Below are 15,191 nucleotides of genomic sequence, written 5' to 3'. Positions count from 1 at the left end.
TATGAAAAATAAAATATCTGCAAATTTTCCTCGTGGAAAATTATTTGCGATCCTTTTAATCTTACTACTGAGCTTTTCAGTTATTCTATTAGTAATTCATCAATATCAACCATTTAACTTAACACCTTACTATATCGGAATATCGACATTCAGTGTCATTGCTTTATTCGGTATTTATTTTTATCCTATAAAAAATAAATTTTCACAAAAGCAAGAGCAAAAAGCATTTAAGCCACAGAATAGATCCGTCGATTTAAATACGCCAATTAAACACATAAGCTTATTGCATGATGAAATTATTCAAGCACTACGTAACCAATACGGCACTTTCTGGCATTCCAAGGTCTCTATTCAACTCCTCCTCGGCTCCCACTCCGCCGTCGAAAAACTTGCCCCAAATCTTACCCAAGAAATCTGGCAAGAATGTGATGGCACCCTGCTTATCTACGGTGGCGATATCGGGAGTTCTATCGATTCAGAGCGACTAGAAACCCTCAAACACCTGCGCCGACGTCGTCCGCTCGATGGTGTGATTTGGGTGACGGAAAACAGCATTTCATCCCAGCTTTTAGACAGCAACATTCACTTTACCAACCTGAATGCGGCCACTGCCCACAATGCAGGGCGTGCAATCCAAAACCTCTTTCAAGAACTCGGCTGGCGTGCGCCTGTTTGGGTATGGAGTGTCAGTGACCAACCCTCCCTCAGTGCGGTTGAAACGCCCGCTATCCTCTGCATGACTGAGCAAAATATGCCTGCCGAGGCGCTATCGCCTAGCTTATTAAGCCTGATCCCCGCACTTGTGATCAACGGAACCCAAGCGTTACTGCGCGAACAGAAACACACCTATCTGCTTGCTTTAGCACAATTTTTACAAAACGGTGGCAGCCAACAACTCGCGACCACATTAGCGCCACTTAATACCCCATCACGTACGCTGCCTTTTTCCGGCATCGCATTTAGCCCGTCTATCAATCCGTTAAATCAGCAACGTTTGCCAAATAGTTGGCACCCCGATACCCGCTGGCAAAGCTGGTTAAACGTACAATCTGAACTGGCATCCGGTTTACAGCCGGCCGCTTTAGGCTTTGATAAAAAACGTCTCGTTCAATACGGCGCGGCCACGGCCATGACCTTGTGGGGCGCAGGCATGATTGTCTCTTACTTCGCCAATCGCCAGCTCATCGAAGACAGCTACCAAAGTGCGAGTGTCGCCGCTAACCGCCAATTACCGGAAACGGAACGCCTTCAGGCCCAATACGACTTTCAGCAAACTCTGGGGCTGTTAACGCATCGCGAACAGAGCTCCGTCCCTGTTTGGCTGCATTTTGGCTTGAATAGCAATCAGCCATTATTAGCCCATTTATGGCCGCTGTATCAACAAACGGTACTCCCTCCTCTGCAAGATAATCTCCGTCAGCAACTTGAGCAACGGTTACAAGCTTATGCACAATTATCGCCAAATAGTGATGAACGCCGCCAAGCCACCCAAAGTACGTATCAAGATTTAAAAACTTACCTCATGATGAGTACGCCAGAGCGTATGGAGCCTGCTTTTTTCACCAATCACGTTCTGACTGCCCTTTCTGTCCCGCAAGGAATGAACGAAGGCGAATGGCACACTCTCGGCAAAGAGTTACTCATGTTCTATGCCCAACAGCTACCCACGCACCCTGAATGGCAATTAACCGCCAACAATAACCTGATTAATCAAAGCCGTACCTTACTCACGCGGCAAATTGGTCAACGCAGCGAAAGCGCCACACTGTATCAAGAAGTGTTACGACAAGCGCAACATCAGTTCCCCGATATGACCTTAGATGATATGACGGGCGATACCGATGCCCACTTTTTATTGACTACAGAAGAGTTTGTACCGGGTATTTTTACCCGCAAAGCGTGGGAAGAATCGATCCAACCCGCCATCAAAAAAGTGGTTGAATCGCGCCGTCATGAAATTGACTGGGTATTGAGTGATAGCCAGCATGAACTTAGCCAAGATATTTCGCCTGATGCGCTCAATCAGCAGCTTACTGAACGCTATTTTGCTGACTTTGCTAATAGCTGGTTAAACTTCCTCAATAGCCTGCAATGGCGCCATACTGAAAGCTTATCCGATACTATCGACCAATTATCCTTAATGAGCGATGTGCGCCAGTCCCCCGTCATTGCACTGCTAAATACCCTCGCCTACCAAGGGAAAACCGGGCGTCAGGCAGAAAAACTGGCCGACTCGTTTGTTAACTCGGCGAAAGAACTGCTCAACAAAGAACAAAAACCCGTGATTAGCCAAAAAGCCGATTTTACGGGACCATTGGAAGACACTTTTGGCCCGGTCCTGAACTTTGTTGACCCTCAAGCCGCCTCACAAACTGGCGATAACCTGAGTTTACAAGCCTATTTAACCCGTATTACTCGTGTGCGCTTAAAACTGCAGCAAGTGGTCAATGCCCCCGACCCGCAAGCCATGTCCCAAACCTTCGCTCAAAGTATTTTAGACGGTAAAAATGTCGATTTTGCCCAAACGCGTGACATGGGCAGTTTAATTGCCGCCAGTTTTGGGCAAGAGTGGCAACCTTTTGGCGATGCACTGTTAGTGGAGCCGATGACGCAGGCGTGGCAACAATTGCTCACCCCAACCGCTCAGGGGATCAATAGCGAATGGCAAAATGCCATTGTCAATGAATGGAACAACGCCTTTGGCGGACGCTACCCCTTGAAAGACACGCAAAGTGATATTTCTTTGCCTCTGATGGCGCAGTATCTTCGCCCTGATAACGGACGTATTCAACGTTTCCTAGAAACCCGTCTGCAAGGGGTTTTACGCAAAGAAGGTCATCACTGGGTACCGAATAGTGCTAATGCGCAAGGATTACGCTTTAACCCTGAGTTTATTCAGGCGATGAATACCTTAAGTGAGCTGGGCGATGTGGCCTTCGCCAATGGAGAGGCTCGCCTGTACTTCGAAATGCGCCCGGGAACCAGTAAACAGGTGATGCAGACGGTACTGGTGGTCGATAAGCAAAATCTCACTTACGATAACCAATTCCCTGAGTGGCAACGTTTTGTGTGGCCTGCCGACACTATCGCTTCAGGCGCCTCATTGACTTGGATGACCACCTCAACCGGCACCCGCCTCTATCGAGATCATCGAGGTGTTTGGGGGTTAATCCGCTTACTTGAAGCGGCTCAAGTTACCCCTTATGCAGGAAGCACCAGTAGCTATACCGTGTCGTGGACCACCTCCGATGGCAATACACTCAATTACCAGCTGCGCACCGAAATGGGCCAAGGCCCACTGGCGCTATTAAAACTACGCAACTTTGTGCTACCTGAAAAAATCTTCTTGGATGACTAGATCATCATTGATAGTTATTTTCGGTTTGACGTTTTTCGTATATTAAAGACGCCCTCTAACGTCACTCACTAAATAAAAATGGGTTTTTGTTGAAATATTTCATTCATTATGCAACCCAAAATGAACGATGACAGTTCAAAAACTGATATAAAACTTCAAGATAGATATTTGTAGAGTCTTAGAATCATTTTGATGATATTTAATGTGTAGTATTGAACATTAAACTCACCAGTTTGACATTGTCGCTCTTATCAGTACCAAAGAATCGAATATTGCAAAAGAAAACACCAAAGGAACATACGTCATGTCAGAGAAAAAGGCTCCTGAAATCGGCGAATGCCAACACGTTTCCTATTACCATCCTCAATGGGATGAAAAAGGAAAATGCCATTGGAAAGGAGTTGGACTTCAACACCAATCCCTTAATGCTGAAGCTAAATGCGTCGTACCCCCAACCAAAATTATTCCAGTCATTTTTTTACCTGGGGTGATGGGCAGTAATTTGAAAGCAGCCTCGGCTGGTAGTAATTTTTTAGAAGGTGATAAGATTTGGCGGGGGGATAACGAGATCGAAGTTTATGTGGACTGGGCTAAGCTAAAAGGTCAAGAACGGCGAGAATTGTTAAACCCTAAAACCACAACGGTCGATAATCGTGGGATCATTAATTCGAAAGTGTATTCGTTAATTACGGATGATGGTCTGGGGGATTGTGGAACACTACTTCAACCGAGAAAAGAGCGGGGTTGGGGCGAAATTCTCAATTTTAGCTATGGGAATACATTGAGCGTGCTTCAAGGCGCGTTGTTAGATGATTGGCAAAAAGCCGCCAGACGGCGTGCTAATGGTAAAGCGGGCATCAGCGACAATCCGAAAGAAAATGGTATTGTGCGTCAGTTATGCAATACCGTGTTAGGGACCGAAGATAAAAACGAAGATTGCCTAACCGAAAAAGAAGTCAGTCATTTTTTGAATTTTCTCTATCCCCTGCATGTTTTCGGCTATAACTGGCTGGAAGATAATGCCATCTCCGCGTCTAAACTGGTTGAGTATATTGATAAAACCCTCCGATATTACCAAAGCCAAAATGGGCACGGTCATGGTCTCGCGATTGAAAAAGTGATTTTAGTCACCCACTCCATGGGGGATTAGTGGCTCGTTATGCCATGAACCCGCCAGATGATGCAGAATTTAAAGGGTGTCAGGATAAGGTGTTAGGGGTTGTTCATGGCGTCATCCCCGATTTAGGGTCGCCCGCAGCCTATCGTCGGATGAAAGTCGGCGGAAAACAAGAGGGACTGGCGGGCATTGTCATGGGGAAGTCTGCCGAAGAATTGATGCCCGTATTAGCTCGTGCCCCTGCGCCATTACAGTTATTACCAGCGCCAAACTATACCAGTAATGCCCATGGAATGGCGTGGTTTAGTGTTGAAAAGGGGAATTCCGATGGGAGTGATTTAGTTTTACCCCAAAAAGGCGACCCGTTTGGGGAGATTTACCTGAATAAAACCTTATGGTGGCGCTTATATGAGTCCGACATCCTCGATAAAGGGGAAGCAGTTAGCCAAAATAATTGGAAAGAGTATTTTGACCTTATGAAAGATAAGGTTAAACCTTTTATTTCATCATTAAATGTCACTGGTTATCACCCCAATACCTATGCGTTTTATGGACACACCAAACCGTCTGATGGCTCCGTGAAATGGCATATCACATCAATGACGTACCCGAAAAATATGCATGACAGCGATAAAAAAGTCCCCAATAACTACCGTGAAGTGCCTTTGCCATTTAACCGCTCCCGTCTTTATGAATTAAAATCTTCAAAATCTGCTGGCGATGGTACAGTGCCTATGGAGTCCTTTAAGACAATCCAGCGCCAAAATGGGCAGTACATTAAAAGTGTGTTAGCAACGAATGTTGACCATCAAGGGGCATATGAAATCAAAAACCTCAAGGATATTCATCAACGCCCTGCACTGCAATTCACCCTGCGTGCTATCGCAAAAATGGTCCAAGAGGTGCCCGCATGTTGATGAAGACCTCGTTTCGCGCAATCTGCTTTTCTTTAGGCTTGATGCTTTTTATTCCAACGTTGTATGCAAATCCCATTGTTAAAAAGGACGCTGTTATGGTTGAACCCTTATTTTCGAAAACAAAACCGCAATGTGCGGGAATTTATGTGGTGGATGTTCCGGAATCTTTTAATAATGGCACGCATAAAGCCACGTATGATGACTTTGATATCGAAAGCCAATTTATTTACCTGCCCGCATTTAAACAGCGTATTGCATTACGTGAAGAAGCACTTAGGAATCAGAAAACCAGTCAGAAAAATGCCCCTGCGTTAAAAGAAGTCATCCAGTTTCCTGATAATCAAGGGGTGATATTTGATAAAATTAAATCAGGATCGCAAGATTCTTATCGAACGTTAGAAGCTCATGTGTATCTCAATCATATTGCTTTTATTATTACGATAAATATTAGAGATTTGTCTGCTGCTAGATACACGGATGAAAGAAAATCTTATTTAGAAGCTGGTTTTACTGAAATGGAATTAAACGATAAACCCACTAAATTAGCGGCCATGCGCTCATTGATTTCGCGATTAAGCGGTCGATTAGATCATGATATTCCAGCCGATAAAGGCTGGTGTATCCCTAATGGATTTATTGCAGATGACGGTAGAGAGCACAAAGTTGTAGTGGGGCTTAGCTATGAAAATGACGATTTACTCTTTGGTATCAATACTAATAATGCAATGATTGCCGACGGGGATACCTTTTTTGGTCGAAGTGATGCAATTAACGATGCTTTAAAAGCGTCAAGCATGAAAACCTTAAAAAAATATGCGTCGATGGTCAATAACATTCCATTTGAAGCATGGCTTTTTGATGGTACTCAAAATTATGAACAGAAAACATTACAGGTCTACGACTTTACTCTTTATGCTAATGAAGCTGTTGCCACTGCATGGAAGCCGTTAATCAAGTTAGGTCTTAATAGTAAGTATAAACAAACGCGCTATAGCGAAGCTCAAATGGTCGAGATTTGGGATCGAATTGTCGGCTCTCTGCGTTATAAGCCTAATTCATTTTAGTGTTTCCCAGAATGATAATGATTACGTTGTTCTTGCTCAAACTTCATCCTGAAATGCTTACTTTAGTCTCCACCACTTATACACGACAATTACATCTGTTCTAAATGCGTCAAAAGATTACTTAAGTTTTTACAACACTGGATGGCAATACACTCAATTACCAGCTGCGCACCGAAATGGGCCAAGGCCCACTGGCGCTGTTAAAACTACGCAACTTTGTGCTACCTGAAAAAATCTTCTTGGATTAGACCCAATAGGACATCACCTATGCCTTTATTAACTGCCTTACGCACAGCCTGTTTTACCGGAAACCCGCTTGCTGCTAATCAATTAGTAGAACAACAAGTCGTGTTATGGGAACGCTGGCTATTGCCAATTACGGCTGAAAATCCGGTTGGGGAAGACCCCAGCTATGACGATGACTTCGAACGAATGAAAGAAGAAGTCAACAAGTTATCAGGCTCAGATACGGAGTTAATCTGTACGCTCGCCGAAAATCTCTTAACTCATGTATGTAAAGACGCACGCGTGATCACTTACTATGTTTGGGCACGCTTACATCGAGAAGGTGAAACGGGCTTAGCTGATGGATTAGGATTACTGGCAGGATTACTCCATCGTTACCACGATGACCTACTACCAAATCGCCCAAATAGCCGAAAATCAGCCATTGAATGGTTGGCAGGTCAGCGAGTTATCGACAGTTTATCCCTTTATCCTGAAGTTGATAGCAACGAATTTGCACGTATTGTGGCGCTACTGAGTTCGATTGTGGATGAGTTTAGTACATGGGATGAGGCAAACCGCCCTAATCTTGCACCACTACTACGCGCACTAGAAAATCGACTTGCGCAATCTGGCGGTGCGAATAGTGTTGTTCCACAAAATATTAAATCAACAGAAAGTATATCAACGAAGCAAACATCAACCGGTATCAGCCCTATCGCCCCTATTCAGTCTGGTCGAGAATTACTTGACCAAGCCAAAGTGCTCGCCAATTATCTGCGTAATCAGCCTAATGGTTGGTTATCGGGTCATCGGCTGATGAAATCCGTACGTTGGGATACGCTACACCAAGCTCCCCCACAAAATCAGCAAGGTTGTACTCGATTAGCCCCACCACGCTCAGATGCCAAAGCCCAGCTAAAACGTTTATATCTGCAACAAAATTGGCTCGAACTCACTGAACAAGCAGATCGATTGTTTGCAGAAGGGGTTAACCATTTTTGGTTAGATGTGCAATGGTACTTGCACCAAGCATTGAGTAAATCCTCTGCGCCATGGGATGGCTGGGCAGAAGTGATTGCCTCTGATTTAAAGCAGTTCTTACTTCGCTTACCGGGTTTAGAAAATCTCGCTTGGGAAGATGGCACACCTTTCGCAGATGAAGTCACCTTAGCGTGGATCAAACAGCATATTCTGGAAGAGAATATTCAGTCTCTCAATCACATGCCTGTTCAAGGCGCAAGTGACGATGATAACGACTCAATATTCGCGTTAGAACAAGAAGCGTTAACTCAAGCTGACACCGAAGGCGTTGAAGCCGCATTAGCATGGCTAATGTCACGCCCGAATATCCAAACTTCCCGTCAAAAATGGTTACTGCAATTAGTGATGGCAAGAGTGGCTGAACAATTTGCTCGTCATGATTTGGCACTGAATTTACTTCGTGAATTAGACCGTAGTGCTGAACAGATGCGCCTCGCGGATTGGGAACCTCATTCGCTGTTTGAAGTTAAAGCCCGCCAGTTGCAATTGTTACGAGGTAAAACGCAGCGTAATACGCCAGACAAAACTGAACTGCACCATCAAATGTCTGAGTTACTGGCTCAGCTAACTCGATTAGACCCTGTGCGAGCGTTAGTGCTCTATCCCTAAATTAATCAACGAGAACCATACTAATGGATGATTTAACCCTTCGCTATTATGATGCGGAGATGCGATATCTGCGTGAGGCAGCCAAAGAGTTCGCTCAAGCTCACCCCGATCGAGCAGCATTATTAGATTTAGACAAAGCGGGCATTCCTGACCCTTTTGTAGAACGGCTTTTTGAAGGTTTTGCCTTCTCCATGGGGCAATTGCGCCAAAAAATTGATGATGATTTACCCGAGTTAACAGAAGGATTAGTCAGCCTACTTTGGCCTCATTACCTACAAACCATTCCCTCACTTTCTGTTGTTGAACTCGCGCCGGATATTCATGATATGAAAATCTCATCAGTGATCCCCGCTAACTTTGAAGTACTTTCACGCCCTATTGGACCTAAAAAGACCGTCTGCCGCTATCGCACAACTCGAGACTTAACACTCAACCCCATTGTGCTATCAACGGTTAATTTAACCACAGAGCCTGATGGCCGTTCCGTAATTCGCTTGCAGTTCGATTGTGCGAAGCTTGCTGACTGGAAACAAATCTCACTTAATGCTCTCTCCTTTTATCTGGCTGGTGATGTTCCAACTACCTATGCACTACATTTAGCGCTGACTAAGCAAGTTGCAGCCACCTATATTCGGCTGCCATCGTCCCCTGACCGTATTCGTTTACCACTTTGGTTTTCCCCTGGTGGATTTGCTGAAGAAGACCAACTGTGGCCTAAAGGAGATAGCACCTTCAGCGGCTACCAACTATTACTGGAGTATTTTTCTTTTCGTGAAAAGTTTTTCTTCGTCAACTTAAACGGACTTGATGAGATTCAATTACCCGAAGGATTAAGTCATTTTGAGCTAGAAATTGTGCTTGATACGCTCTGGGACAGCGATATTCCATTAAGTACTGATAACCTAAAACTACACAGTGTCCCAGTGATCAACTTATTCAACATTGAAGCTGACCCACTTACTGTTAATGGGTTAGAAAGTGAATATTTACTGCGCCCTCGGCGCTTACAAGATGGACACACCGAAATTTATGCGGTCGATACAGTTCATGGTACGCGACGCGATGAACAAATTCACTATGTGCCATTCAGTAGTTTTCGCCACCGAGGCGGAATGCTCCGCCACAATGCCCCTGAACATTACTATCACACACGAATTAAACGTGGTGTCAGCGGCCTACATGATACATGGCTAATTTTAGGGGGAGAGCACGAGCAACCAACCGCATCTCTTGAAAGTGAAACGCTATCTCTACAATTAACCGGGACTAACGGGCAGCTCCCTCGCAAAGCGTTACAAAGTACATTGCTGGACAGAACTGAAGAGACCTTGCAGACACAGTTACGGGTTCGTAACTTATGCAAACCTACGCTACCTTGCTACCCTCCTGCTGAAGATAGATTTCATTGGCGCGTACTCAGCCACCTTGGTGCCAGCTTCCTGAATATGATGGATAACGTAGAGGTATTACGAGGAACGCTAGCACTTTATGACTGGCGGGAAGATGACCTGAACAGCCGCAAACTCGATGCCATGATCCACGTTGAGCAACACCTTATCGAACGCTTTGAAAAAGGCTTTTTACAGCGAGGCATTGCCATCGACATTACCCTCGATAGCCACGGCTTTAACGGTGAGGGCGACATTCATCTATTTGGCGAAATGCTCAACCGTTTTTTTGCCCTCTATACCGATGTACATCTGTTTAACCAATTGACTTTACATATTTTACCGACAGGAAATAGCCTTACATGGACCGAAAATCATCCTCAGTAAATCCGCTTTTTGATGCGCTTGGGGAGCGTCTTCCGCTGGTAAACTTCTATCGGTTTTGCCAGCTGCTAGAACAAAGTAATGCACAGAGCCCGCCGCTCGGTAGTACCCAAGACCCCAAAACAGACGCTATTCGTTTTCGCCCCCACCGTGGAATGGGCTTTCCCGTCACCGAAATTAAAGGGTTGGATATTGACGATAGATACCGTGATAGCACAACCCCTAGCATTCGAACCACTTTTTTAGGGTTATATGGTGTCACTTCTCCACTACCGACAACCTACCTTGATGATATTGCACAGCGACGAGAAGGAACCGAGTCTCTTACCGATTTTTTAGATATTTTTAACCACCGACTGACGACGCAGTTTTATCGTATTTGGCGAAAATACTCTTACCCCGCAACATTTTCAGCAGGGGGGAAAGACGAAACGTCACAATATTTATATGGATTAATTGGCTTAGGTATACCTGGCACGGCGCAACATATACAAGCGCCGTTATCCCGATTTCTCGCATTACTAGGTACGCTACGTTTTCCGACTCGTACCGCCGAAGGGGTTATATCTTTAGTCAAATTACTGGCGCCTGATACGCAAGTTAAAATCAAGTCCCATGACCCAAGACGAATCGAGCAAGTCACTCAAACAGGGTTATCCTGCAGAACACCGATGACATTAGCCAACAAACCCGTATTAGGTCAGTACGCCACCGATGTTAATAGCCAAATTTTGATTATCTTACAAACCAATAACCTTGAAGAAGCTCGGAACTGGTTGCCTGATGGGTTGCTGTATCAAGATTTAATGGCGCTATTGCATGTTTATCTCGGATCACGCGTCAATGCTCGCCTTAACTTAAAGTTACCAAGAAAGTTACTACCCAATGCAGCGTTAAGCACCCAATCACATCAAGGTGTTCAATTGGGTCGTACCGCAGCAATGGGAACACTCAGCCCACAAACTGTGCGCCAAGAACATATTATCACGTTAAATTTAGGGCGTTACCAACGATTAACGACGTCATCACAGAATACGTCTCCCCAACATTATGCTAATTATCGATTTTAATTTTGAGAATCATTTATGAAACAACTACCTTTATTACCATTTTGTGGCAAAACGTTAGTGCTCCTCTGCGCACTAAATCTATCGGGCTGTGGCCTTACTCAGATGGTCGGTGATGGTACTCGCAATGTTGCAAGCTCCATCTTTTATAAACAAGTGAAAGTCGTACACTTAGATTTTGTCGCACGTGAAGCATTAAATACCGATGATACTGGCGCATCGTTATCAACAATTATCCGTGTTTACCAACTAAAAAACTTTGAAAGCTTTGTAGAAAGCGACTATGCCACTCTTTTCGCTAAAGATAGCCAAGTACTCAAATCCTCGTTAGTCGCACAAAAAGACCTACGAATTCGCCCAGGAGAATCAATTTCGCTTGATATGCCTCTCGAAGAAGGGGCTGAATTTGTTGCTATCGCCGTGATGTTTCACGACCCAGACCTTATCACCGATAATTGGCGTGTGGTGATCCCCAAAAAACGCTTATTACCTGATGACCCACGTTTATTAACTCTCACGGATAACGCTATGACACTAAAACCACTGGGAGAAAAATAACATGTCCCAGCCTTCGTTATATGAAATGTTGACGGGGTATTTTGCTGGAGGATTAAATATTGATGATATTCCAGAACATGACCAAGTGATAGTTTCCGTCATGGACAATATTCGCCGTATTCTCAGCGCCAGAGCGGGGAGCATCGAACATATTCCGGATTATGGGCTTCCCGATATGAGTAAAATGATCCAAGGTCTCCCCGGCACTGCTCACAATATGATGACCATTTTATCGGCAACATTGCTCAAGTATGAGCCCCGCATCAAATCCCTCTCTTTAGTGTTATTACCGCAAAATAGCTTTGGGACACTCCATTATGCCCTTGAGGTTGAATTACACGAACAAGGTTTGATCCGCTATGGCACTGAATTTATGCCTGATGGTCGCATTTTATTGCATCATCTAAAAAAACAATTCGATACGATTTAAACCGACAATTGCTTGAGACAATTATGAACCCAGATTTAAATACATTACGCCTTGGCGGCGACCCTCGCACACTGGCTGATTTTGCAGCCCTTAAAGACGAATTAAACAAACGCTTCCACCCTGCACGCCCTGATGTTGACTGGGCTCGAGCCCATGGCTTATGTTTATCCTTATTTAATCAAAATGGTGCAGACCTACAAACTTGTGCATGGTTTACCCTGATCCGCCAGCATCAAAATGGCATAGCGGGATTAAATGAAGGGTTATCGTTGCTCCAGCATTTACTCAGTCACCACTGGCAAGGGCTTTGGCCCCAACAGACCCATGCTCGCGTCGAAATTATCGCCACATTAAGCCAACAATTGGTGACAGGATTACGTGCACATGCTCCCATTTATGCCGATCTTCCTGCCCTTTACCAAACTGAAACCAAGCTTAGTCAAATTGCACAACAATTACAAACATTAGAGCTCAAACACCTGACTCAGCTAGAGCGCTTACAAAATTTACTTGCATCTCAGGCAAGGCAATTAGAGAGTACAGATGCTCCAGATAGCGGTTTTATTCCGCCTACACCACCGCAACTTCCGAAAACTTCGCCATCGACATTTCAAGCTCGTATTGCAGTCCCCCCAATTTCCATCAAAGCCAATGCCACCATCAGCACTCCAGCACCTACTCAACCTTCTTACCGCAAAGGCATTTGTGTCGGTCTAGCTTTAGGTATTGTACTCACAGGAGCGATATGTGCAGGAACCTTGTATGCATTACACCCACAAATCAATAATCGTGCTTTAGCACAGGTACTCCCACAATTACCTGAATTTACACCAAATATTGCAGCAATAATTGAGCAGCAATTACAACCGAACCCAACTCAATCTAGCCGTATTTCTGCTGAAAAACTCAATGTGATTGATAACTACCTTGTGGAATTAGAGTCTATATCCCCTATTTGGGCTCAGCAATATGGGATTAGTATGGCGAATTACCTCACCAAACATTATGGGGAACGACAAGAAATAACAGCGTTTAACGATAAATGGCAGCAAAATATGCAAATTAATGCGTCATCTAACGATAAACTACAACAATGGTCTGAAGGTATGACGTTATTAAATAACCTAAGTACGCGCTTAGATAGCCTTGATGGGAAACCCCGCAGCTATATAACAGGCTCTGAGCTAAAAACGATTATTTTTAATGCACGTCAACATTTTAATCAAGGTATGCCACTTGAGGAAGAACTACGCCAACTAGAGCAATTACAGGCGCAAGGCACCGTACCTGAATCAGAATATCAACGTATCGATACCCACTTTAAGCAACTACTGAATCGATATGCATTGATTCAACAAAATAAATAACACCACCAGCCCCGAAATTCTCGCTCTTAGTTAAAGAAAAAAGAAAGGGATTACATTGACTTTTTGAAAGTAAGTGGCATGGTTTGAGCTTTAAATAAGGGATGGATAAAGAAAGACATGTTTTAAAATATGTTTCAGTTTGGTTAATTGCGCCCGCTTTCTCTGCTTTTCTGGCTTCACTTGGATTAATACCATTGGCAACCTGTTTTCGTGCCTCATCTCTTTTCGCTCTTGCTTCATTGAGAGTGACAACAGGATAGATACCTAACGATATCATTTTGGTTTTGCCAGCGAATTGATACCGATAACGCCAGCCTTTGGAACCGTTAGTTTCAACTAACAAAGATAGCCCGTTACCGTCCGCCAGCGTGTATGATTTTTCTTTTGGCTTGGCACGCTTGATTGCCATGTCTGTTAGCTTTATAAATCACCAATATTGTATAGGAAAATTGTAGAGGGAATTTCTATACAAAAACTAGGCAACAAATTGTAAGGATTTAGAAAGATGATAGTAGGCTTCGATAGAGTGAGATTTCGCTGGAATGCTTGGTTTAACTGAGGTTAGGAGACGTTAGTAGACTTGATTAGAAATGAAGATGGCGGAGGAGGAGAGATTCGAACTCTCGGATGGTTGCCCATCGGCGGTTTTCAAGACCGCTGCCTTCAGCCGCTCGGCCACCCCTCCGCAATGACGAGCACTATAAACATCCTCTGATTGGATGTAAACCCCTAATTTAATCATTCGCTTTAAAAATATACGCATTTCATACTGTTGGGCGAAAATATCAACATTCTAACGACTTTACTTGGGTTATTTCTCTATTTTTGTTAAATTCATACTCTAATTTTATTTGGATTAAAAATGAGTATGTTGGTTTTTAACAATCAAGAAATTAAAACAGACCCGCAGGGCTACCTGCTTGATAGCCAACAATGGAGTGAAGACCTCATCCCTCTACTTGCGCAGCAGGAAGGCATTGAACTCACCAATGAGCATTTAGAAATTATCCGTTTTGTGAGAAATTTCTACTTGGAATTCAATACCTCACCGGCCATTCGTATGTTGGTGAAAGCGGTTTCTCAGCAATTTGGCAAAGAAAAAGGCAATAGCCGCTATTTATATCGGTTATTTCCTAAAGGGCCCGCAAAGCAAGCGACAAAACTCGCAGGCCTACCAAAGCCAGTAAAGTGCATTTAATTTCTTCCTAATAGCGGACGGAAAAGTCCGCTATTGGCTCAGTTTGCCAACTTTCAGTGAAGAAATGGTCGATATTAGCCCCCGGAGGCCCACCTGCTTTAAGCCATTCATCTACAAATTCAATATCTTGCTCTGAACCATAAATGGCCAGCCTAACACTGCCGTCATCTCGATTACACACAAAACCTTTTATGCCATTTTGGTTAGCCCAATGATAGGTTTGATAACGAAACCCAACGCCTTGAACACGCCCATAAATGTAAAAATTGCGACCTGATGCAGTCATATAAGCCTCCATTGTCAGAGCATAATATATAGATACCTTTTTTTAGCAGTTGTTTTTTATTCATTGAACAGATAATCTGCTAAATGAGGCACTGCTTTTCATAGTTGCGTATAAAGACAGTGTATTGCGTTATTGATAATTGTCCATACTTCGCTTGAAAACGCACAACACTGCCCATA

General features: G+C 44.0%; 12 protein-coding genes, 1 tRNA gene and 1 pseudogene. 11 read left to right on the top strand and 3 right to left on the bottom strand.

The window, feature by feature from the left end:
* Position 1: 1 nt before the first annotated feature.
* From RB151_RS06890 to RB151_RS06850, 10 genes are all read left to right on the top strand, one after another.
* A complete protein-coding gene (locus tag RB151_RS06890; protein ID WP_071547909.1) occupies positions 2–3,358 on the top strand; it encodes an ImcF-related family protein in 3,357 nt (1,118 codons plus the stop codon).
* Positions 3,359–3,662: 304 nt separating this feature from the next.
* A complete protein-coding gene (locus RB151_RS24155; RefSeq protein ID WP_336431472.1) occupies positions 3,663–4,508 on the top strand; it encodes a hypothetical protein in 846 nt (281 codons plus the stop codon).
* Complete coding sequence (locus RB151_RS24150) at positions 4,508–5,392, top strand: acetyltransferase (protein WP_336431471.1); 885 nt, start codon at positions 4,508–4,510, stop codon at positions 5,390–5,392. The genes RB151_RS24155 and RB151_RS24150 overlap by 1 nt, the downstream gene beginning before the upstream one ends.
* Positions 5,386–6,456: a T6SS immunity protein Tli4 family protein gene (locus tag RB151_RS06880; protein ID WP_080750899.1), complete on the top strand. Its 1,071-nt coding sequence runs from the start codon at positions 5,386–5,388 to the stop codon at positions 6,454–6,456. The genes RB151_RS24150 and RB151_RS06880 overlap by 7 nt, the downstream gene beginning before the upstream one ends.
* A gap of 267 nt (positions 6,457–6,723) precedes the next feature.
* On the top strand, positions 6,724–8,334 hold the full coding sequence (gene tssA / locus RB151_RS06875; RefSeq protein WP_071547908.1) for a type VI secretion system protein TssA: 1,611 nt from the start codon (positions 6,724–6,726) through the stop codon (positions 8,332–8,334).
* Between the two features lie 23 nt (positions 8,335–8,357).
* The gene (gene tssF / locus RB151_RS06870; protein WP_048606626.1) at positions 8,358–10,109 is read left to right on the top strand and encodes a type VI secretion system baseplate subunit TssF; all 1,752 of its coding nucleotides are present in this window, start codon (positions 8,358–8,360) and stop codon (positions 10,107–10,109) included.
* The gene (gene tssG / locus RB151_RS06865) at positions 10,085–11,176 is read left to right on the top strand and encodes a type VI secretion system baseplate subunit TssG (protein ID WP_048606625.1); all 1,092 of its coding nucleotides are present in this window, start codon (positions 10,085–10,087) and stop codon (positions 11,174–11,176) included. The genes tssF and tssG overlap by 25 nt, the downstream gene beginning before the upstream one ends.
* Before the next feature lie 15 nt (positions 11,177–11,191).
* Positions 11,192–11,731: a type VI secretion system lipoprotein TssJ gene (gene tssJ / locus RB151_RS06860; protein ID WP_042846428.1), complete on the top strand. Its 540-nt coding sequence runs from the start codon at positions 11,192–11,194 to the stop codon at positions 11,729–11,731.
* Position 11,732: 1 nt separating this feature from the next.
* Entirely contained in the window at positions 11,733–12,161 is a 429-nt protein-coding gene (tssE, locus tag RB151_RS06855; RefSeq protein WP_042846429.1) for a type VI secretion system baseplate subunit TssE, read from the top strand.
* A 23-nt stretch (positions 12,162–12,184) separates the two neighbouring features.
* Positions 12,185–13,528, top strand: coding sequence for a VasL domain-containing protein (locus RB151_RS06850; RefSeq protein ID WP_071547907.1), 1,344 nt, complete (start codon positions 12,185–12,187; stop codon positions 13,526–13,528).
* Positions 13,529–13,649: 121 nt separating this feature from the next.
* Here the strand turns inward: RB151_RS06850 and RB151_RS06845 are convergent.
* Both RB151_RS06845 and RB151_RS06840 read right to left on the bottom strand, forming a co-directional pair.
* A pseudogene (locus tag RB151_RS06845) lies at positions 13,650–13,952 on the bottom strand (Arm DNA-binding domain-containing protein); the annotation flags it as partial.
* 173 nt (positions 13,953–14,125) lie between these two features.
* Positions 14,126–14,213 (bottom strand) — tRNA-Ser (locus RB151_RS06840).
* Between the two features lie 183 nt (positions 14,214–14,396).
* Here RB151_RS06840 and RB151_RS06835 point away from each other — a divergent pair.
* Positions 14,397–14,726 carry a TusE/DsrC/DsvC family sulfur relay protein gene (locus tag RB151_RS06835; RefSeq protein WP_071548831.1) on the top strand — a complete coding sequence of 110 codons (330 nt, stop codon included), beginning with the start codon at positions 14,397–14,399 and terminating at the stop codon, positions 14,724–14,726.
* Positions 14,727–14,733: 7 nt separating this feature from the next.
* Here RB151_RS06835 and RB151_RS06830 read toward each other — a convergent pair whose 3' ends face one another.
* Positions 14,734–15,012, bottom strand: a complete 279-nt coding sequence (locus tag RB151_RS06830) for an acylphosphatase (protein ID WP_173424816.1) — start codon at positions 15,010–15,012, stop codon at positions 14,734–14,736.
* Positions 15,013–15,191: the final 179 nt, after the last annotated feature.

This window comes from Providencia rettgeri (genome assembly GCF_001874625.1).
Classification (GTDB): domain Bacteria; phylum Pseudomonadota; class Gammaproteobacteria; order Enterobacterales; family Enterobacteriaceae; genus Providencia; species Providencia huashanensis.
The sequence above is the reverse complement of the archived record's forward strand: the minus strand, read 5'-3'. Positions and strand labels throughout refer to the sequence as shown.

Bases quoted from the DNA above. Each gene is read 5' to 3' on its own strand.
- tssF (WP_048606626.1), top strand. From the start codon at position 8,358: ATGGATGATTTAACCCTTCGCTATTATGATGCGGAGATGCGATATCTG.
- RB151_RS06835 (WP_071548831.1), top strand. From the start codon at position 14,397: ATGTTGGTTTTTAACAATCAAGAAATTAAAACAGACCCGCAGGGCTAC.
- tssJ (WP_042846428.1), top strand. From the start codon at position 11,192: ATGAAACAACTACCTTTATTACCATTTTGTGGCAAAACGTTAGTGCTC.
- RB151_RS06880 (WP_080750899.1), top strand. From the start codon at position 5,386: ATGTTGATGAAGACCTCGTTTCGCGCAATCTGCTTTTCTTTAGGCTTG.
- RB151_RS06890 (WP_071547909.1), top strand. From the start codon at position 2: ATGAAAAATAAAATATCTGCAAATTTTCCTCGTGGAAAATTATTTGCG.
- RB151_RS06830 (WP_173424816.1), bottom strand. From the start codon at position 15,012: ATGACTGCATCAGGTCGCAATTTTTACATTTATGGGCGTGTTCAAGGC.
- tssG (WP_048606625.1), top strand. From the start codon at position 10,085: ATGGACCGAAAATCATCCTCAGTAAATCCGCTTTTTGATGCGCTTGGG.
- tssA (WP_071547908.1), top strand. From the start codon at position 6,724: ATGCCTTTATTAACTGCCTTACGCACAGCCTGTTTTACCGGAAACCCG.
- RB151_RS24155 (WP_336431472.1), top strand. From the start codon at position 3,663: ATGTCAGAGAAAAAGGCTCCTGAAATCGGCGAATGCCAACACGTTTCC.
- tssE (WP_042846429.1), top strand. From the start codon at position 11,733: ATGTCCCAGCCTTCGTTATATGAAATGTTGACGGGGTATTTTGCTGGA.
- RB151_RS06850 (WP_071547907.1), top strand. From the start codon at position 12,185: ATGAACCCAGATTTAAATACATTACGCCTTGGCGGCGACCCTCGCACA.